General features: G+C 35.3%; 19 protein-coding genes. 12 read left to right on the forward strand and 7 right to left on the reverse strand.

The features are described 5' to 3' along the window. The first annotated feature begins 61 nt into the window (after window positions 1–61). A complete protein-coding gene (locus U6A24_RS22920; RefSeq protein WP_324182403.1) occupies window positions 62–1,000 on the forward strand; it encodes a lysophospholipid acyltransferase family protein in 939 nt (312 codons plus the stop codon). Between the two features lie 37 nt (window positions 1,001–1,037). Here the strand turns inward: U6A24_RS22920 and glmM are convergent, their stop codons facing one another. Next, window positions 1,038–2,426: a phosphoglucosamine mutase gene (glmM, locus tag U6A24_RS22925; protein WP_324182368.1), complete on the reverse strand. Its 1,389-nt coding sequence runs from the start codon at window positions 2,424–2,426 to the stop codon at window positions 1,038–1,040. Window positions 2,427–2,552: 126 nt separating this feature from the next. On the opposite strand from glmM, the gene U6A24_RS22930 reads away from it, so the two are divergent. Genes U6A24_RS22930 through U6A24_RS22940 form a run of 3 tightly spaced genes read left to right on the forward strand, consistent with a single transcriptional unit; the run spans window position 2,553 to window position 5,534 of the window. Continuing rightward, the gene (locus U6A24_RS22930; RefSeq protein WP_324182369.1) at window positions 2,553–3,137 is read left to right on the forward strand and encodes an acyl carrier protein phosphodiesterase; all 585 of its coding nucleotides are present in this window, start codon (window positions 2,553–2,555) and stop codon (window positions 3,135–3,137) included. A 3-nt stretch (window positions 3,138–3,140) separates the two neighbouring features. Continuing rightward, a complete protein-coding gene (ggt, locus tag U6A24_RS22935) occupies window positions 3,141–4,847 on the forward strand; it encodes a gamma-glutamyltransferase (RefSeq protein ID WP_324182370.1) in 1,707 nt (568 codons plus the stop codon). Window positions 4,848–4,862: 15 nt separating this feature from the next. Beyond that, window positions 4,863–5,534, forward strand: coding sequence for a DNA alkylation repair protein (locus U6A24_RS22940; protein WP_324182371.1), 672 nt, complete (start codon window positions 4,863–4,865; stop codon window positions 5,532–5,534). A 118-nt stretch (window positions 5,535–5,652) separates the two neighbouring features. Here U6A24_RS22940 and U6A24_RS22945 read toward each other — a convergent pair whose 3' ends face one another. Beyond that, window positions 5,653–6,387 (reverse strand): head GIN domain-containing protein, encoded by a 735-nt coding sequence (locus U6A24_RS22945; RefSeq protein WP_324182372.1) that lies wholly within the window; start codon window positions 6,385–6,387, stop codon window positions 5,653–5,655. 146 nt (window positions 6,388–6,533) lie between these two features. Then, window positions 6,534–8,444, reverse strand: a complete 1,911-nt coding sequence (dnaK, locus tag U6A24_RS22950) for a molecular chaperone DnaK (RefSeq protein ID WP_324182373.1) — start codon at window positions 8,442–8,444, stop codon at window positions 6,534–6,536. A 317-nt stretch (window positions 8,445–8,761) separates the two neighbouring features. On the opposite strand from dnaK, the gene U6A24_RS22955 reads away from it, so the two are divergent. After that, on the forward strand, window positions 8,762–10,186 hold the full coding sequence (locus U6A24_RS22955; RefSeq protein WP_324182374.1) for an L-serine ammonia-lyase: 1,425 nt from the start codon (window positions 8,762–8,764) through the stop codon (window positions 10,184–10,186). A gap of 463 nt (window positions 10,187–10,649) precedes the next feature. On the opposite strand, the gene U6A24_RS22960 is transcribed toward U6A24_RS22955, so the two are convergent. After that, window positions 10,650–11,129 carry a nuclear transport factor 2 family protein gene (locus U6A24_RS22960; protein WP_324182375.1) on the reverse strand — a complete coding sequence of 160 codons (480 nt, stop codon included), beginning with the start codon at window positions 11,127–11,129 and terminating at the stop codon, window positions 10,650–10,652. Window positions 11,130–11,283: 154 nt separating this feature from the next. Between U6A24_RS22960 and panB the strand changes: the two genes are divergently transcribed. From panB to U6A24_RS22975, 3 genes are read left to right on the forward strand one after another with little or no spacing between them, the layout of a single operon-like run. After that, window positions 11,284–12,102, forward strand: a complete 819-nt coding sequence (gene panB, locus U6A24_RS22965; RefSeq protein WP_324182376.1) for a 3-methyl-2-oxobutanoate hydroxymethyltransferase — start codon at window positions 11,284–11,286, stop codon at window positions 12,100–12,102. A gap of 50 nt (window positions 12,103–12,152) precedes the next feature. Then, window positions 12,153–12,503 (forward strand): four helix bundle protein, encoded by a 351-nt coding sequence (locus tag U6A24_RS22970; RefSeq protein ID WP_324182377.1) that lies wholly within the window; start codon window positions 12,153–12,155, stop codon window positions 12,501–12,503. A gap of 35 nt (window positions 12,504–12,538) precedes the next feature. Then, on the forward strand, window positions 12,539–13,246 hold the full coding sequence (locus U6A24_RS22975) for an RluA family pseudouridine synthase (RefSeq protein ID WP_324182378.1): 708 nt from the start codon (window positions 12,539–12,541) through the stop codon (window positions 13,244–13,246). Here the strand turns inward: U6A24_RS22975 and U6A24_RS22980 are convergent. Genes U6A24_RS22980 through U6A24_RS22990 form a run of 3 tightly spaced genes read right to left on the reverse strand, consistent with a single transcriptional unit; the run spans window position 13,236 to window position 16,101 of the window. Further along, on the reverse strand, window positions 13,236–13,679 hold the full coding sequence (locus tag U6A24_RS22980) for a DinB family protein (protein ID WP_324182379.1): 444 nt from the start codon (window positions 13,677–13,679) through the stop codon (window positions 13,236–13,238). The genes U6A24_RS22975 and U6A24_RS22980 overlap by 11 nt on opposite strands. Window positions 13,680–13,688: 9 nt before the next feature. Next, on the reverse strand, window positions 13,689–14,546 hold the full coding sequence (locus tag U6A24_RS22985; protein ID WP_324182380.1) for a DMT family transporter: 858 nt from the start codon (window positions 14,544–14,546) through the stop codon (window positions 13,689–13,691). A 10-nt stretch (window positions 14,547–14,556) separates the two neighbouring features. Then, a complete protein-coding gene (locus U6A24_RS22990) occupies window positions 14,557–16,101 on the reverse strand; it encodes a class I SAM-dependent methyltransferase (protein WP_324182381.1) in 1,545 nt (514 codons plus the stop codon). A 208-nt stretch (window positions 16,102–16,309) separates the two neighbouring features. Here U6A24_RS22990 and U6A24_RS22995 point away from each other — a divergent pair, with 208 nt between their 5' ends. From U6A24_RS22995 to leuB, 4 genes are all read left to right on the forward strand, one after another. Next, the gene (locus tag U6A24_RS22995; RefSeq protein WP_324182382.1) at window positions 16,310–17,482 is read left to right on the forward strand and encodes a 2-isopropylmalate synthase; all 1,173 of its coding nucleotides are present in this window, start codon (window positions 16,310–16,312) and stop codon (window positions 17,480–17,482) included. A gap of 73 nt (window positions 17,483–17,555) precedes the next feature. Next, window positions 17,556–18,938, forward strand: coding sequence for a 3-isopropylmalate dehydratase large subunit (gene leuC, locus U6A24_RS23000; RefSeq protein ID WP_324182383.1), 1,383 nt, complete (start codon window positions 17,556–17,558; stop codon window positions 18,936–18,938). A gap of 2 nt (window positions 18,939–18,940) precedes the next feature. After that, window positions 18,941–19,528, forward strand: coding sequence for a 3-isopropylmalate dehydratase small subunit (gene leuD / locus U6A24_RS23005; protein WP_324182384.1), 588 nt, complete (start codon window positions 18,941–18,943; stop codon window positions 19,526–19,528). 95 nt (window positions 19,529–19,623) lie between these two features. Beyond that, window positions 19,624–20,739: a 3-isopropylmalate dehydrogenase gene (gene leuB / locus U6A24_RS23010; RefSeq protein WP_324182385.1), complete on the forward strand. Its 1,116-nt coding sequence runs from the start codon at window positions 19,624–19,626 to the stop codon at window positions 20,737–20,739. Window positions 20,740–20,768: the final 29 nt, after the last annotated feature.

The following is a 20,768-nucleotide window of genomic DNA, read 5'->3' on the forward strand; positions in this document are numbered from 1 at the left end:
ACTCTTGTTTAATTCAATTTATTTAGTTTTTTTTAACATCTTATAAGAGGTATTTAACAAAATACATGTATTTTCGCGGTCCAAATCCTACCCTTATATGCAGTTATTTGTTTATTGTTTGGTTTATCCACTACTATGGTTTATTTCAAAACTACCATGGCGTTTGTTTTATGCTTTTTCTACTTCCATCTTTTTCTTGATTTATTACATCTTTAGGTACCGAAGAAAAACAGTTACTCAAAACATGCAACTTGTCTTTCCTGAAAAGGCATATGATGAAATCAAAAAAATACGAAAAGGTTTTTACAGGCATATGTGTGACATGTTTTTAGAAATGATAAAATCAATCTCTATCTCTAATGATGAGATGAAAAAGCGTTTTAAGATCACGAACCTTGATAAAATACACGAACTTGAGAAAAAAGGAGAAAACATCATGGTCTTTATGGCACATTATGCCAGTTATGAGTGGTCTAATGTTGTTGATATACAAACAAATTTTCAAGCAGTAGGTATTTATAAAAAAATTGAAAACAAATACTTTGACCGTTTAGTACGTCGAATAAGAGCTCGTTTTGGTTCTCGTGTGGTTACTACAAAAAATGCAATGAAAGAAATCACCAAAGATCAGGAAATGAATGATGGCCTGTACATGTATGGCCTGGTTTCAGATCAATCCCCAAAGATTTATAATGCCATGTATTGGACCGACTTTATGGGGATCAAGGTGCCTGCCTTTTTAGGTGCCGAAGTACTAGCTAAAAGATCGGGTATGAATGTATACTACTTGAAAGTAGAAAAAATTAAGCGGGGATATTATGAAGCAGAATTTGTACCAATTACCGAAGATTCGAAAAACTGTGAAGATTACTTCATTGTAAAAAGCTATTTGCGAATGCTCGAAAAGCAAATTAAAAACAATCCCGAATATTACCTTTGGTCACATAAACGATGGAAACATCGCAATGCAGAAAAACCCGAAGGTGCTACAATAGATTAAAAAAAGCGAGATTGAAAAATCTCGCTTTTTTTAAGTCTTAAATACCAGCAATTTCTTTTAGAGTTGAAATGGTATCTTGAGCCAATTGATCTGCCTTATCCTGACTAAAAGCCTCGGTATAAATACGAATTATTGGTTCGGTATTACTTTTTCTTAAATGTACCCAACGATCTGCGAAATCTACTTTTACGCCATCTACAGTTGAAACTTCTTCGGATGCATGTTTTTTATGAAAACCATCCAAAATTGCATCAACATCCAAATCGGGAGTAAGTTGAATTTTGTTTTTGCTCATAAAATAAGACGGGTAGCTATTTCTTAATTCGCTTACACTACATTTTTTTTCTGCCAAATGCGTCAAAAACAACGCTACTCCAACGAGTGAGTCTCGTCCATAGTGTAATTCCGGATAAATAATCCCTCCATTACCTTCTCCCCCAATAACGGCTTTATTGGCTTTCATCTTTTCTACAACATTTACTTCTCCTACTGCACTTGCTTCATAATTTCCATTATGCTTTTGAGTAACATCTCTGAGGGCTCTACTCGAAGAAAGATTAGAAACTGTATTACCAGGAGTTTTCCCCAATACAAAATCTGCACATGCTACCAGCGTATATTCTTCTCCAAACATTTCACCGTCTTCACTCATAAATGCCAAACGGTCTACATCTGGATCAACAGTAAGTCCAAAATCTGCTTTTTCTTTAACCACCAATTCAGACAAATCTGTTAAATGCTCTTTCAGAGGCTCTGGATTATGTGGAAAATGCCCATTAGGTTCACAGTAAAGTTCCACTACATCCACACCCATTTTTTTAAGAAGTTTGGGAATTGCAATTCCACCGGTTGAGTTAACCGCATCTACAACAACTTTAAAACCAGCCTCTTTTACGATATCTGCATTTACCAGAGTAAGATTTAATACCTCTTCAATATGTTTATCAATATAGGTGTTATTTACGGTAATACTTCCTAAATCATCTACTTCTGCAAAGATATATGCGTCTTTTTCGGCAATATCAAGAATCTTCTTTCCATTTTCGGCATTTAGAAACTCTCCCTTGTTATTCAGAAGTTTTAGGGCGTTCCATTGTTTTGGGTTGTGACTGGCGGTCAAAATAATTCCTCCATCTGCGTTTTCAAGAGGTACTGCCACCTCTACAGTCGGTGTAGTAGAAAGCCCAAGGTCGACAACATGTATTCCTAATCCAACAAGACTGTTCATTACCAATTGTTGTATCATAGATCCAGAAATACGCGCGTCACGCCCCACCACTACAATAGGATGTTCTTTATTAGTTTCTTTTTTAAGCCAACTCCCATAGGCAGAAGCAAATTTCACTGCATCTACTGGTGTAAGATTATTTCCTACTCCTCCTCCTATAGTCCCTCTAATTCCAGATATTGATTTTATTAATGTCATATTATTATTGATTGATTGGTCCAAATTTGGTCGCAAATGTACAAGCTATAACACACTAGTACAACTTTACTATTAAAGTTTACAAAAAAACAATACATACTTATCAAAAAATTGTAAATTTCACTAATGAATTTCCTTGCTCACATCTATCTTTCTTATGAAGACCCCGAACTCAAAATAGGTAATTTTATTGCCGATTCTGTAAAAGGCAAAAAATTTCTAGAATACCCAAGACGAATTTCCCAAGGGATAAAATTACATCGTAAAATAGACTCTTATACAGATTCGCATGAAATTGTAAAACAAAGTATAAGTCGATTATCATCAAAATACGGTCGTTATAGCTCTGTCATTGTAGATATACTATATGATCATTTTTTGGCTGCCAATTGGAAAGAATATTCTAGTATTCCTTTGGAAGATTACACCTTAAGTTTCTATGATTTACTCCAGGATCATTATAAAATTCTTCCCAAACCAATTCAACATTTTCTGCCGTATATGATTAGGGATAATTGGTTATTAAGTTATGCGACAGTTGCAGGTATTGGTTCGGTATTATCGGGTATGAATCGAAGAACGAAAAATAGATCCAAAATGAATTTTGCAGTTATCGAACTTGAAGAGTACTACACTGATTTCGAAAAAGAGTTTCGTTCTTTTTTTGAAGAACTTGAACTGTTTACCAAAAATGAAATGAGAAAACTTTAAATCATGAAAAGCTACTTATACCTATTACTTTCCTTTTTATTTTTCATCTCGTGCAAAACCAGTACAAAGAAAGAAGTCAAGGTTTATAAACCCGTTCGTGGTGTAATTACACAAAAAGCAATGGTGGTGTCGGCTAGGAAAGAAGCTTCAAAGATTGGTGCGGCTATTATGAAAAAAGGAGGTAATGCCTTTGATGCAATGGTTGCCACCGAAATGGCTCTGGCAGTTAGCTATCCTTTTGCAGGGAGTTTAGGTGGTGGTGGTTTTATGGTGTATCGCAAAGCCGACGGAGAAATAGGTGCTTTAGACTATAGAGAAAAAGCACCCTTGGCTGCACATCGAGATATGTATTTGGATGAAAAAGGTGATCCCATCCCCGAAAAAAGTCAGTTAGGTGCCCTGGCAATTGGTGTCCCTGGGACCATTGCAGGAATTTTTGCAGTTCATGAAAAGTTTGGCACTATGCCGATTGAAGAAATTCTAACACCTGTTGTAGAATTGGCTAATAATGGCTTTACAATTACTAAAAAACAGCAAAAACGATTTGAAGAAAAGAGAGATTTATTTTTTGAAGTTAATAAAGATACTATACTATTTGCTAAGGAATATAGAGCCGGTGACACTATAAAAAATATAAAACTTGCCCAAACACTAAAACGGATTATTAAAAACGGAAAATCTGAATTTTACCAAGGTGAAACCGGAAAAAAAATTGTAGAACATATACAAGCCAATCGTGGTATTATTACTATGGAAGATCTTGGCAAATACGAAGCAAGATGGCGAGATCCTGTTCGGTTTGACTACAAAGATTTGTCTGTTATTTCAATGTCTCCACCGTCCAGCGGTGGCGTTTGTCTTGCCCAGATCATGAAAATGATAGAGCCATTTGACATCTCACAATATGGTCATAACCAACTTGAAAGCATACAGATAATCACAGAAGCAGAGCGAAGAGCATATGCCGATAGAGCATATTACCTTGGTGATCCCGATTTTGTAGACATACCCATTGACACTCTTATAAGTAAAGGATATTTAACCACAAGGATAGAAGACTTTCGCTTTGACAAAGCTACTCCTTCAAATGAAATCAACTGCGGAGTCATTACTGGATATGAAAGTGATGAGACCACCCACTACTCTATTGTAGATCAATTTGGAAATGCAATCTCGGTTACTATTACGCTTAATGGAGCTTACGGTTCTAAACTTTTTGTACCCGAAGTAGGTACTTTTTTAAATAATGAAATGGATGATTTCAGTGCTAAACCCGGAGTACCTAATATGTTTGGACTAATTGGTGCCAAAGCCAATGCTATTGTTCCAGAAAAACGAATGTTAAGTTCTATGACGCCTACCCTAGTAGAAAAAGATGGAAAATTTTGGATGTCTGTGGGTACGCCTGGGGGTTCGACCATAATTACTTCAGTGTTGCAAACCATACTTAATGTAAGAGAATATGGTATGACCATGCAGGATGCTGTAAATGCACCTCGTTTTCATCATCAATGGTTACCTGATGTGGTTGTTTTTGAGCCCAATTCGTTTGACAATAAGCTTTTGGATAATTTAAAAGCCAAAGGATATAAAATCAATGAAGAAGAATCCCGAATCATTGGAAAAGTTGATGGGATTTTAGCGCTTCCCGATGGCACATTGGAAGGTGGTGCCGATAAACGAGGAGATGATACTGCCATAGGTTTTTAATAATGAAATAAGAAAATGAAGTTCGTTGCTACATTAATCAAACAATTTGAACGTAAGGCAAATGCCGAAGAAGCTCGGGCAATGGAAGCTTACATGAAGGATCTTTTCTCTTTTTATGGAATAAAAGCACCGATGCGAAAAGCTTTATTAAAAGAAGTGATTAATGAATTTAAGGAAGAACTTAGACCAGAAAACGTAATAAAAATAGCTAATGCATTATACCAAAATCTTCATCGAGAGTTACATTATTGTGCCATAGAACTGGTAGACCGTTTTCTTAAGAAAAAGTATCGCAAAGAAGATATAAAATTCATCGAAAAGTTAATCACGACAAATTCCTGGTGGGATTCGGTTGATATAATTGCAAAGCATATCTTAGGCAATTATTTACTTCAATATCCCGATCAAATTAGTACGGTAATTACAAGTTTTTCTTCTTCAAAAAATATGTGGCTCAACCGAAGTGCCATTTTGTTCCAGTTAGGATATAAAGAAAATACAGATTCAAAATTGTTATTTAAACTTTGCGATCAACATAAATCATCAGATGAATTCTTTATCCAAAAAGCAATTGGATGGGCACTACGAGAATATTCAAAAGTACATCCAGAGGCGATAAAAGAATTTGTTTCAAAAACCGACCTAAAACCTCTATCAAGAAAAGAAGCCTTGAAACGAATTACTTAAAGTAAAACGACACAATAAAAACTCAAGGCATTATCTTATAGCATTACACAGAGTATAAATACACTATAAAACGACTTCAATCAAAGCTTTTTTTGTTCATTCACCTAATAGAGATGATTTAATTCACTTTGGTTACTTTCCCTAATCCTTTTGAATCAATATTTTTATTTTGAGCGTTTCCTTTATAACGAACACTTCCAATTCCGGATGAAGTTATATCGATAGTTTCATCGGCATAAACTTCAACTTTTCCTATACCCGAATTATTGAGCTCTAATTTTTTGGCAATAAGGTCAAAGGCCTTTACATACCCTATTCCACTATTATTTAATGTAACCCGATCAACATTTCCTTCCAATGTCAAGGTTCCTAAAGCGTTAATGTTTCCATCTAAAGTATCACAATTAAGTTTCAACGCTGTATTTCCTACGCCGCTAACCATTAGCTTTAGTTTTTTTAATGAAAGTGTTGATGCAGTCTTAACACTCCCCACTCCTTCTATTTTTAATTTTTGGATATCTTTTAAAGTAACATAAATATTCATTTTAGTTTTATTTCTAACATTTTTTCCTTTTTTCCAGCCTAAAACTAACGCGTTGCCTTGATTCTCCACTGTAATAATAGGCTGCAGATTTTCGTCAGCTTCAACCATTACAAATTCTTCATTTCCTTGCGCTAAATGAACATTGAACACTCCTTTAATGATAATCTCATCAAACGATGATACGGTTCTTTCTTGTTTGATTACATTACCATTTCCTTTGATATTTTTTTGACTAAAAGTAGTGCTTACACAAAACAGAGAAAGCATTGTGAAGATTAGTATTTTGTGAATTTCTTTTGTGATTTGCATGATATAGTTTTTTGATTGATTTTTAAATAAGTGTTACTACATAAGAATAGACTATAAAAGGTATTTTTTGTTACAGTTTTATTTTTTATAAAAAAAATGCACGGCTTTACACCGTGCATTCTATATAAAAATAATTTACTTATGTATTACTTCACTTCTTCGAAGTCAACATCTTCAACATCGCTACCTTCAGAACCTCCGCCAGATTGATCTGTTCCGGCATCAGGACCAGGTTGTCCGTTTTGTTGTGCTTCGGCTTGTGCTTTGTACATCTCTTCGCTAGCTACTTTCCAAGCTTCATTGATTTTATCAAGTGCTGGTTGGATAACTGCCAGGTCTTTAGACTCATAAGCTTTCTTCAATTCTTCTAAAGCCTCTTCGATTGGTTTTTTCTTATCATCAGATAATTTATCACCAAATTCAGTTAATTGCTTTTCAGTTTGGAAGATCATTCCATCAGCTTCATTAAGCTTATCTGCAGTCTCTTTTGCAGCTTTATCAGCTTCAGCATTGGCTTCTGCCTCTTGTTTCATTCTTTCGATTTCTTCTTCTGTTAATCCAGAAGATGCTTCGATACGAATATCCTGAGACTTGTTAGTTGCTTTATCTGTAGCAGATACTTTGATAATACCATTGGCATCAATATCAAAAGTAACTTCGATTTGCGGTGTCCCTCGTTGTGCAGGTGGAATCCCATCTAAGTGGAAACGACCAATTGTTTTGTTATCTGCTGCCATAGGACGCTCACCTTGTAACACATGGATCTCTACAGATGGCTGATTATCTGCTGCGGTAGAGAAAATCTGTGATTTCTTGGTTGGGATCGTAGTATTGGCATCAATAAGTTTGGTCATTACATTCCCCATAGTTTCGATACCAAGAGAAAGCGGTGTTACATCTAATAATAATACATCTTTTACATCTCCTGTTAGTACACCACCTTGGATAGCGGCCCCAATGGCTACAACCTCATCTGGATTTACACCTTTACTTGGTGCTTTTCCAAAGAATTTCTGAACCGCTTCTTGTACTGCAGGGATACGAGTAGATCCTCCTACCAGTATAATTTCATCGATATCACTAGTTGATAATCCAGCTGCTTTAAGTGCTGTACGACATGGCTCGATAGTACGTTTTACCAAGTCATCGATCAATTGATCAAATTTAGATCTGCTTAACGTTCTTACCAAGTGTTTTGGTCCAGACGCAGTGGCAGTTACATAGGGTAAATTGATTTCTGTTTGTGCAGAAGAAGACAATTCGATCTTCGCTTTTTCTGCAGCTTCTTTAAGACGTTGTAAAGCCATTGGATCTTGTCTAAGGTCCATATTTTCGTCGGCTTTAAATTCTTCAGCTAACCAATCAATAATTTTTTGATCAACATCATCACCTCCCAAGTGTGTATCACCATCGGTTGATAATACTTCAAATACACCATCTCCTAACTCAAGGATCGATACATCATGGGTACCTCCACCAAAGTCAAATACAACAATCTTTTGATCAGTTCCTTTTTTATCAAGTCCATATGCTAATGCAGCAGCAGTAGGCTCGTTAATAATTCTTTCTACTTTAAGGCCTGCAATTTCTCCAGCTTCTTTTGTAGCTTGACGCTGTGCATCATTAAAGTAAGCAGGCACAGTGATCACTGCTCTAGAAACATCTTGTCCTAAATAATCTTCTGCAGTTTTCTTCATTTTTTGAAGTGTCATTGCAGACAATTCTTGAGGAGTATATAAACGCCCATCGATATCTACACGTGGCGTATCGTTGTCACCTTTTACAACTTTGTAAGCAGCTCTTTCAGCTTCTTTTGCCGATTCAGAGAATTTATTACCCATAAATCTCTTTATAGAAGAGATAGTCTTAGTTGGATTGGTAACCGCCTGACGCTTTGCAGGATCACCCACTTTAATTTCTCCTCCTTCTACAAAAGCAATTACAGAAGGAGTGGTTCTTTTACCTTCAGCATTAGGGATTACTACAGGCTCATTACCTTCCATTACGGAAACACAAGAGTTGGTTGTCCCTAAGTCTATTCCTATTATTTTACTCATCTTTATACTTAATTGTTATAATTTTATTCATAATAATTTACTCCTCTTAGGTCAATGATTATGCCATTGCAGTTTGTCTGACAGGATGTCATTATTAGTTATTAGTTGTTAGCAAATTAAAACAACTTTTACTACTATTCATTGTCTACCAATTATTCATATTTAACTTTTGGCTTTAGTTTTCAATTACAACTGACTCATCCACTCACATTCTCACATACTCATAAGCTATAGTCTTAAGTATTCTATAAAAAATACGGTTCATATCTATCAAAAAACTATATTTACCCCTCAAATTATTTCAATAATTACGAATTATGGAATGTATCAGTATTTTTGATATGCTGAAAATAGGGGTTGGTCCATCCAGCTCACATACGTTAGGACCATGGCGCGCTGGACGCAGATGGATAGCAGAATTAAAAAAAGAAAAACTATTTGAATCTGTAATATCTATTAAGGTAGACCTTTTTGGTTCTTTGTCTCTTACCGGAAAAGGACATGCCACAGACATTGCTGTAATTTTAGGATTGTGCGGTTACGATCCTCAAACTATTGATGTATCATCAATTTCTTTAATTATTGATACGATTAAAGAAAAGAAACAACTTCTTTTGAATAATGAGCAACAGGTCTCTTTTGACCCTGAAACTGAAATAATTTTTAACAGAGAATTTAAAGATTTTCATCCCAATGCCATTACATATCATGCCACTTTAAAAAACGGAACCAAAGTTTCATCTTCGTTCTATTCTATTGGTGGTGGTTTTGTAGTCAAGGAAGAACGAAAAAGAAAAGAAAAAAAACTTACTGCTTTTAAACAATTTCCGCTTCCTATACAAAAGGCAACTGACTTATTAAGGTATTGTGATACCAAAAACAAAAAAGTCTCTGAAATTGTACTTGAAAATGAACGATCGTTACTTAATGATCAAGAAATAGATGAGCGCATTTCTAAAATATGGAATGTCATGCTAGAATCTATGTATACAGGATGTCATACCGAAGGTACTTTGCCAGGAGGGCTTAACGTGAGACGAAGAGCCTATGACACTCATAAAAAACTAATCGGTGATACCCCTTACAATAATCCTACTGAATGGATCGAGGCCATTAGAGATACTGAAGTAAAATTTAGACAAATCCTAAAATGGGTTTCATGTTTCGCTTTGGCTGTAAATGAAGTAAACGCTTCACTAGGAAGAGTAGTTACTGCTCCCACTAACGGAAGTGCCGGAGTTATCCCCGCTGTCATGATGTATTATATGGTAATCGAAAACCACGATGCCAACTTTGACGATGTAAAACAATTTATGTTGGTCGCAGGAGAAATTGGCAGTTTATTCAAAAAAGGTGCTACAATCTCTGCTGCGATGGGAGGTTGTCAAGCTGAAATAGGAGTTTCTTCAGCCATGGCTGCTGGTGCCTTGACCGAACTTATGGGTGGAACCCCCGAGCAAGTTCTTATGGCAAGTGAAATCGCAATGGAACATCACCTGGGGCTAACATGCGATCCTATTGCCGGGTTGGTACAAGTTCCTTGTATAGAAAGAAACGCTATGGGCGCTATCAAAGCTATCAATGCTTGTGAAATGGCATTGGATACCGATGCTGCAAATGCCAAAGTTCCTCTTGATAAGGTTATTGAAACTATGTGGGAAACGGCTCAGGATATGCATACCAAATACAAAGAAACCAGCGAAGGTGGCTTGGCGGTAAAAGTGAGTTTGAGTGATTGTTAAGTGTAAGTTGCAAAGGCACAAAGTACAAACAGCAATGACCATACCTAACAAAGGTATGCTGTAATTCCAAATATCAATGAAGCGCATCCAAGTAGCAACCAACCCCATTTATACATCGATGAAGTGCATCCAAGTAGCAACCAACCCTATTTACGCATTGATGAAGTGCATCCAAGCAGAAACCAACCCCATTTATACATCGATGAAGTGTATCCAAGCAGAAACCAACTGCATTTATACATCAATGAAGCGCATCCAAGTAGCAACCAACCCCATTTATACATCGATGAAGTGCATCCAAGTAGCAATCAACCCTATTTATACATCGATGAAGTGCATCCAAGCAGAAACCAACCCCATTTATACATCGATGAAGTACATCCAAGCAGCGACCAAATTAGTTTGAACACCTACAAAGTGCATCCAGACTTCCTCAAACTCCAAGCCTCAAACCTCAAACCTATTATTTACATCCCTCTCTTGTTCTAGTATCTGTAAGAGCCAGAATCCTCCAAGATGTACCATCATTATACAATTGAAAAACATTGACACCGCAGTGACTAAATTTGTCATTAAGATAAAACTCATATGAAGTCCACACATTGGCTATTGATGAATCTGCTTCAATTTTAAAAAGTAACAATCGTTCATCCCAACGTTGCTCAACAGGTCTATTATGAATGGCATCTAAAAACTTCTGAGTATCTGTTTTCACTATTTTGATTGTCCCATCTTTAGTTTTGACTACCGTTTGCAACGTCATATTTACGTCTATGGTTTTATTGATTTTTGATGTGTCTCCGGCATGAAAGCCCTCAAAAAACTCTAAAATTGTAGTCTTCACTTCATTTTTATACCTACTATTATCTTTAGACATATCCTTTTGCGAGTAGCCCAAATTCAAAAAGAAAAACAAAACTATTGCTGTCGATATTTTATACATAATGATGGTTTTTGGTTTATAAATGTAAGACTTTAATTAATTTATGGAATTCTTAATTTCCCCAGAGGGAGTATAAAAGAAAATCAATATAAAAATAGACTTGTTACGATATTGTTAAATGATTACTTTTACAATCCTTAAAAAACGATAGCAAATGTCAACAGCAAAAAAAGATTACAAACGCGTTACGGTAAAGTCTTTGGTGGAAATGAAATCCAACGGCGAAAAAATATCAATGTTAACAGCATACGATTATACAATGGCCAAAATTGTGGATGGTGCTGGGATAGATGTAATTTTGGTAGGTGATTCGGCCTCTAATGTAATGGCAGGTCATGAAACTACCCTACCTATTACATTGGATCAAATGATTTACCATGCTTCTTCGGTAATAAGAGCTATAGATAGAGCATTGATTGTTGTTGATATTCCTTTTGGAAGTTATCAAAGTGATCCTAAAGAAGCACTTAGGTCTGCTATTCGAATCATGAAAGAATCGGGAGCCCATGCGGTTAAAATGGAAGGAGGAAAAGAAGTAAAAGAATCTATCAAACGAACCTTAAATGCGGGTATTCCTGTGATGGGACATTTAGGACTTACACCACAATCTATCTATAAATTTGGAACCTATACAGTACGAGCAAAAGAAGAAGAAGAAGCCCATAAATTAAAGGAAGATGCTTTGATGCTTGAGAAAATCGGTTGTTTTGCCATTGTTTTAGAAAAAGTTCCTGCCAAATTGGCCAAAGAAGTAGCAGAAAGCCTTACAATTCCAATTATTGGTATTGGTGCGGGTAACGGTGTTGACGGGCAAGTATTGGTTACCCATGATATGTTGGGTATGACTCATGAGTTTAATCCTCGTTTTTTAAGACGTTACTTGGATATGTATACAGAAATGACAAATGCCTTCAAACAATATGTAAGTGATGTAAAATCTGTCGATTTTCCTAATGAAAATGAACAGTATTAGTTCTAGAGCATTTCGATATTTGGACAAGTTAGATTTCTAGAATTATTACTATGCACAGGTTTAGAGATTTAGAAATTTGGAAAAAAAGTAGAGAGTTCTGTTCTAAAATTTACTCTACCACCTCTAAATTTCCAGAATCCGAAAAGTTCGGAATAACAAATCAACTACGAAGGGCTGCTGTTTCAATTCCATCTAATATAGCTGAAGGTTCCTCAAGAAAGTCAAACAAAGATTTTTCTAGATTCTTGCAAATTACTTTGGGGTCGGCCTATGAAATAGAAACACAATTGTTAATTTCTTATGATTTAAGCTTTATTAATAAAGAAGAACTTGACTCACTTTCAAAGGAATTAGAGGCTATCATTAAAATGACTTCAAAATTCAATTCTACTTTAAAATAATCCAACAATCTAAAAATCCAAGAATCTAAAAATCAATGCCCAAAACGCTCTCCAATAAAAACAATCTTCAAGTTCTCTATGAGGATAATCATATCATTATCATCAACAAACGTGCTGGAGATATTGTACAGGGCGATAAAACCGGAGATAAACCACTAAGTGAGGTTGTAAAGGAATACATAGCCGAAAAATATAACAAACCCGGTGCGGTTTATCTTGGTGTAGTACATCGTTTGGATCGTCCTACCAGTGGTATTGTTGTATTTGCCCGAACGAGTAAGGCATTACCTAGGCTCAACAAACTGTTTGCCAACAAAGAGGCAAAAAAAACGTATTGGGCAGTAGTAAAAAATAAACCTCCAAAAGATAATGACACACTAACCCATTGGTTAAAACGTAATCCAAAACAAAACAAATCCTATGCACATAAAAATGAGGTACCTGATAGCAAAAAGGCAGTTCTGGATTATAAGATCATAAAAAAATTAAATAATTATTATCTCCTAGAAATTGATTTACATACTGGTCGGCATCATCAAATACGATCGCAACTGTCCTTTATAGATTGTACAATTAAAGGGGACTTAAAATATGGTGCTAATCGAAGTAATAAAGATGGTAGCATTCATTTACATGCTCGTAAACTATCTTTTGTTCACCCAGTTAAAAAAGAACCTATTACTATCGTCGCTCCTCCTCCGTCTGATCCTATTTGGGATGATTGCTTATCATCTATTCTTTAATTTGTTTCATGTGATGTTCCATATGATCAATATAATCAACTACTAACCAACGAACCGTCTTATCAACATTTCCGTCAAGCTTAATAGAGTGATCTAATGTCTTTTTGTCTATATTACTGGTAACCACAACAATTTGTTGATTTAAAGAAATCCATAGTGTCAACAAGGTTTCTATATCGAGTTCTTGATATAAATTTACTTTAACCAGTTCATTCTGGTTGTATTTTCTTATTTCGTAAGGTTCTGGTATGAATTGAACTTCACAAAAACGCTGTAGATTATTAATAGCAGAATCTATAAGATGACCTAAAATTTCTTTTTTCGACCATTTCATTTCTGATTCTTTGTATTCCAGAATTTCGCCATCCATTTCTATTATGGTTTGACGACCTTTTACAATAAGTTTTTCTAATTTCTCTAATAGATCTTTCATAAAATAGCATTATTTATAGGTTCGTACACTTTCAATAACCACCGAAGTTAAAATTAAAATCCCACCAATAATGGTTGATAACACGGGGACTTCTCCTAAAAATATTATTCCAATAATGATCCCATAGACAGGTTGCACACTACTAATAATACTCGCAGTTGTAATAGAAAACCGCTTAAAGCTAGCCAAAAATAGCGTATGTCCAATCGCCGTAGTCAATAATGCCAAAGTTAATGTTGGGAGCCATTGATCTTTGATACCAGAGCTATCCATTATAAATAAGAAAGGAAGCAAAAACATACTTACAATCACAAGTTGATACCACATTAAAACAGAACCATTGTAATCCCCCACTTTGGTTTTCATGATGATATTACGCAATGCGTAACATAATGCCGAAATAATACCAAGGATTACAGCTTTTGTATATGAGTTTGAAAAATCCAAGTCAGGAACTAGAAAATAGATTCCCAACAATACTAATAACGCCAGTAACAGGTGTACTTTTTGAAATTTTGTCTTAAGCAGCAGTGGTTCTAAAAGAGCAGTAATAACAGGGTATGTAAATATAGACAACATCCCTATGGCAACATTTGATAATTTAAGCGAATAAAAATAGGTAATCCAATGAAGCCCCATTAATATACCACTCAGGATGATTGTAGGTCGATCCTTGCTACTTGTTCTAAACGAATTTCCTTGCCATTTACAAAAAATAAACAATAAGACTCCAGCCATCAAAGCACGAAAGCCAATAATAACGGGCACTGGCATATCAATATACCTTCCTAATGCTCCCGAAGTACTTATTAAGAGCATTGCCAAATTTAATTCTAGAATATTACGTAGATGTAGACTTTTTTGCATGTAGAATGATTTATCGAACCGATTTTTTAGCTTTTTCCTTAATAATATCGGCAACAGGTCTTCCTTCAATATTACTTTCTAACCATGACAAAATATCCAAATACAAAAATGCTCTTTTCTCATAAGGGTGATCCTCATATTGCTTCAGTCTTTTATGAAGTTTTTTGAATTCATCCTTGATCTGATGAGGAAAAATATCTCCCAGATTTTTTAGAAATTTGATCATCTCTTTTTGTACTTCGTACAAATCATCCATTTTAATAAGAAACCTATATGTCTCTTTTAATTGCGTCTCAAGATGATAATCCATTCCGGCCTCATAATGCGCTACCAAACTTAACACTCTGGAGAAACACATAAGATCCTCCCTCATTTTCAAGGACTTATTATTGATAATTTTTGCCAAATATTCTATACACTTTCTATGATTGCCCATGCCAAAATACAAACAACCAATCTTGTAATAAAATACCATGATATGATGATCATCAATTCTGTTCTTATAATTTTCAATCCCATGTAATATCTCTTCAACGAGATACTCTCCTTCATCAAAAGTTCCTTCCAAAAAATGAATATTAAGCTTATTGTTATAAATAAACTGGAATGACAATACTTCAATATTATCATCTTTGGGAAAAGTATCCCTAGTAATTGCCTCTTCAAACTCAGATAATGTTGCTTGAAGCTGTGTTTTATCTTTGATTAGGTATAAGGATTCTAATAAATAATGATTTCCTCTTAAAAAGAAAACAGGGTTTTGAGTCATCATTTTCGGGTGCTCATAAAACAAATCAACCCATTTTTTGGAGTATTTATAACAAGACAAAAAGTCCTGTACTATAAAGCTATACCACAAATGCGCTTTGTATAACCATAGTTTCTCTCTGAAACCCATCATGCTCCATTCATACTTGGGTAACTTGCTGTGAAAGTAGTTGGTAATTACATTATGTTCTTTATCGCTTCTTACATATCCGCTCTTGAGCATTAATCCATAAAGTTGAAGAGACAAATTAGACAGCCTGCTGGTGAGTACATTTTTCATACTCAACATCTTGGCTTCAACAGTTAATTCATCTGCTCTGCTATTTATACTCCTTGTTATGTATTGCGTTTCGATAATTTTTTCTAACTCTACAATCTCATATGCAATATTGTGTTCCTGATTTTCTTTAGCCAATGCTTTAGATTTTTCAAGCATCTTCAAACTTTGTTTGTATAGTCCTTTATGGTACAAAATTGAAGCAAAATCCAACTGTTCTCGTATTTGAGACCGAATATTTTGATGCAACGGACTTAATCGCATACTAATCAAAATCTGTTTGTATAGATGAGCTTTTAGATTAGAAAGTTGTTGCTTTTTTACGATCCCCTTTTTTATAATAAGTTCTTCATCCAAGATGTCACTCTTGTCTAAATGATTAAAAAGTGCCAAAAATTTTGAATCCGTATTTACTCCTAATCGACCTACATATACTTTAAACTGCCTTTTTTCAGATTTAGAAAGCGATTTAATTAAAACAAACAAAGGATCTTTTTGATCAGTAGTCATTGTAAGAAAATATATTGTAATTAATTGATTAAAAGAAAGTTATATTGTTATTAAAATAGTTTAGCATTGTAAAACTAATATCCAAATACTTCCCTTTTGAATTCCCAAAATATAAATTCGTAAGAGATTTAAGAAACATCTTGTAAGATTATTTAAAAAAAGATGATCATTTCTTAAAAGTAGAAAACTAATAACATATAGAATTCTCATGAGCGATAATAAAGTCCAAATATTTGATACTACTTTAAGGGATGGAGAGCAGGTCCCTGGTTGTAAACTTAATACCGAACAAAAGTTAATTATTGCAGAGCGATTAGATCTTTTGGGAGTCGATGTAATCGAAGCAGGATTTCCTGTTTCTAGCCCTGGTGATTTTGCTTCGGTAACCGAAATTGCCAAGATTGTAAAAAATGCTACTGTTTGCGGACTTACAAGAGCAGTAGAAAATGATATAAAAGTAGCTGCAGAAGCTCTCGTGCACGCCAAAAGACCTAGAATTCATACTGGAATAGGAACATCAGAATCTCATATAAAATATAAATTCAACTCTACTCAGGAAAAGGTAATCGAGCGTGGTATAGCCGCTGTGAAATATGCAAAATCATTTGTAGAAGATGTAGAATTTTATGCTGAAGATGCCGGTCGCACCGACAATGAGTTTTTGGCAAGAGTTTGTGAAGCTATGATCAAAGCCGGAGCGACCGTTCTTAATATTCCTGATACAACAGGATATTGTTTACCTGAAGAATATGGGGCCAAGATCAAATATTTAAAAGAAAATGTAAAAGGAATTGATAATGTCATAATTTCTTGTCATTGCCATAATGATTTAGGATTAGCCACTGCAAATTCGATCTCTGGAGCAATAAATGGAGCTCGACAAATAGAATGTACAATAAATGGTATCGGAGAACGTGCAGGTAATACAGCCTTAGAAGAGGTGGTGATGATTATGAGTCAACACCCTTACTTAAATTTAAACACCAATATTGACACCAAATTATTGTATGATACCAGTCGCATGGTTTCAGAAAATATGGGTATGCCTGTGCAACCAAATAAGGCCATAGTTGGAGCCAATGCTTTTGCACATAGTTCAGGAATACACCAGGATGGAGTAATTAAAAATCGGGAAACGTATGAAATCATCGATCCTGCAGAAGTTGGCGTAACCGAATCTGCTATCGTTCTTACGGCCCGAAGTGGTAGAGCAGCGTTGGCTTATAGAGCCAAAAAGGTAGGATATGAATTGACAAAACTTCAGTTGGATAAAGTGTATAAAGAATTTTTGAACTTTGCAGACAAGAAGAAAGAAGTCATCGACGAGGATATCCATCAAATTATGAAAAACACAAATGTAACAGCTGCTGTTGTTGCATAAATAAAAGTATACAATTATGAAATATACCTCCTAAGTTCTTGTAAAACCTAGGAGGTATCTTTAAATTACATAGATGAAGAAAACCTTATTCGATAAAGTTTGGGATGCGCATGTGGTCAAAGAAATACAAGACGGTCCACAAATATTATATATAGACAAGCATTTGATCCATGAAGTTACTAGTCCGCAAGCATTTGCAGAATTAGAACAACGTGGAATCCCAATTTTTAGACCAGACCAAGTAGTGGCTACCGCAGATCACAATACACCAACTGTAGATCAGCACTTACCAGTAAAAGATGAGTTATCCCGAAATCAATTGGCACAACTTACAGAAAATTGTAAGAAAAACGATATTACTCTTTACGGTTTGGGTCATAAATATAATGGAATTGTACATGTAATGGCTCCAGAATTGGGGATCACTCAGCCCGGAATGACCATGGTGTGTGGAGATAGCCATACTTCGACACACGGAGCTTTTGGTGCTATCGCTTTTGGAATTGGTACTAGTCAGGTAGCTCAAGTGTTTGCAAGCCAAAGCTTGTTATTACAAAAACCTAAAAGCCTTAGAGTAAATGTAACTGGAAAACTAAAGGCAGGTGTTCTACCCAAAGATGTTATTCTATACGTCATTGCAAAATTAGGCACCAATGCCGGTACGGGTTATTTCTGCGAATATGCAGGAAACGTCTTTGAAGAAATGTCTATGGAAGGACGTATGACCGTTTGTAATATGAGTATTGAAATGGGAGCTCGAGGTGGGATGATAGCTCCAGATGAAACTACTTTCGAATATATAAAAGGAAGAGAATTTGCTCCAAAAGGAGATGAATTCGATAAAAAAGTAGCTTATTGGAAAACTTTACCTACAGATGAAGGCGCTGTATTCGATAAAGAATACCACTTTGACGCTGCAGATATCGAACCAATGGTTACTTATGGAACGAATCCAGGAATGGGAATCAAAATTTCAGAAAACATTCCGACAGAGAATAATGCTTCTTTCGAGAAATCATTGGCCTATATGAATTTCGAAAAGGGACAATCTCTCATTAATCAGGAAATTAATTACGTATTTATTGGAAGTTGTACCAATAGTCGAATTGAAGATTTTAGGGTCGCTGCCAGTTATATAAAAGGGAAGAAAAAGGCCGATAACGTAACGGCTTGGTTCGTACCAGGGTCACAACAAGTGGCACAACAAATTGTAGAAGAAGGTCTTAATGAAGTTTTTGAAGAAGCAGGTTTTAAATTACGCCAGCCCGGTTGTTCTGCATGCCTTGCCATGAATGATGACAAAATACCTGAAGGCGAATATTGTGTGTCGACTTCAAATAGAAACTTTGAAGGACGCCAAGGTCAAGGTTCGAGAACGATTCTTGCCAGTCCACTGGTAGCTGCAGCTACTGCAATTGAAGGAAAAATTATTGATATTACTAAACATTTGAATTAATCATGGATAAGTTTACAAAACTAACATCCTCTGCAATACCATTATCTATTGAAAATGTAGATACAGATCAGATCATTCCCGCACGTTTTTTGAAAGCCACCAATCGTGATGGTTTTGGCGAAAATCTTTTTAGAGATTGGCGTTATAATAAAGACGGTAGTCTAAATCAAAATTTCATTATGAACAATACCAAATATAGTGGTAAAATTTTGGTAGCAGGAGATAACTTTGGTTGTGGATCAAGCCGAGAACATGCTGCGTGGGCAATTCATGATTATGGATTTAAAGTAGTTGTTTCGAGTTTTTTTGCAGATATTTTTAAAGGAAATGCACTTAACAATGGTGTATTACCGATACAGGTATCTCAAGATTTCTTAAAAGAACTGTTCAATGAAATTGAAAAAGATCCTAATACCAGATTTGAAGTAGATCTTGAAGAAGAAAAAATAACAATTCTTGCTACTGGCAATTCTTCAATGTTTGAAATTAATCCTTACAAGAAGACGTGTCTTATTAATGGTTATGATGATATAGACTTTTTAATAAGTAATAAAACCGAAATAGAAGCTTTTGAGGACTCAAGAGTATAAGCAAATAGAAAAATTGTAAGGCTGAGCTTGTCGAAGCCTAAATAATAATAGAATAAAAAACTTCGACACATTTGGTGTTACAAAAAAACAAAAATATGAAACTAGACATAGCTGTATTATCAGGAGACGGAATTGGTCCAGAAGTAACTGCTCAAGCTATTAAAGCGTTAGAAGCGGTTGCCCATAGCTTTGACCATTCTTTTATATTTAAAGAAGCATTAGTAGGAGCTATTGCTATCGATAAGACCGGAAATCCCCTACCCGACAAAACTCTGGAACTTTGTGTAAATACAGATGCAGTTTTGTTTGGAGCTATTGGAGATCCAAAATACGATAACAACCCTAGTGCACCTGTGCGCCCAGAACAAGGGTTACTTAAATTACGCAAAGAACTTGGCCTTTACGCCAATATACGTCCTGTAAAAGCTTATAGTACTCTTCTTGACCAATCTCCTCTTAAACGTGAGATTATTGAAGGAACCGATATTTCTATCTACCGAGAACTTACAGGAGGAATATATTTTGGAAAGAAAAGTTTAAGTGAAGACGGAACTGTCGCATCAGACTTATGTGAGTATTCTAAAGGAGAAATTGAGCGTATATCTCATCTAGCGTTTAAAGCAGCACAAAAAAGAAGAAAGAAATTAACCTTGGTCGACAAAGCCAATGTTTTAGAATCCTCAAGATTATGGAGAAAAGTAGTTGGTGAAATTGCCAAGCAATATAAGGATGTCACTTTGGACTTTTTATTTGTAGACAATGCCGCTATGCAAATGATATTGAATCCTAGCCAGTTTGATGTAATTCTTACTGAAAATATGTTTGGTGACATCATTTCTGATGAAGCTAGTGTGATTGGGGGATCTATAGGCCTTTTAGCATCAGCTTCTGTTGGAGATACATGTTGTATGTTCGAACCTATTCATGGGTCATATCCACAAGCTACAGGTAAAGGTATCGCCAACCCTATTGCCGCTATATTGTCTGCAGCTATGCTATTAGAACACTTCGATCTTTTGGGAGAAGCTAAAGCCATTAGAGATGCGGTAGAGAAAGCACTAGAATTGAATCTTACCACACCAGATTTAAATAATGAAAACCCTCTTACTACAGAAAAAGTTGGAGATTTCATTGCAGATTACATTTTGAATCCAGAGGATTCTAATATTAATTTTGAAAATATACACGTAGGGCAATCTACGATTATCTAGTTTTTAGTAATATTTCTGTTTTGAAAAAG

The organism is Aquimarina gracilis (genome assembly GCF_035285365.1).
GTDB lineage: Bacteria > Bacteroidota > Bacteroidia > Flavobacteriales > Flavobacteriaceae > Aquimarina > Aquimarina gracilis.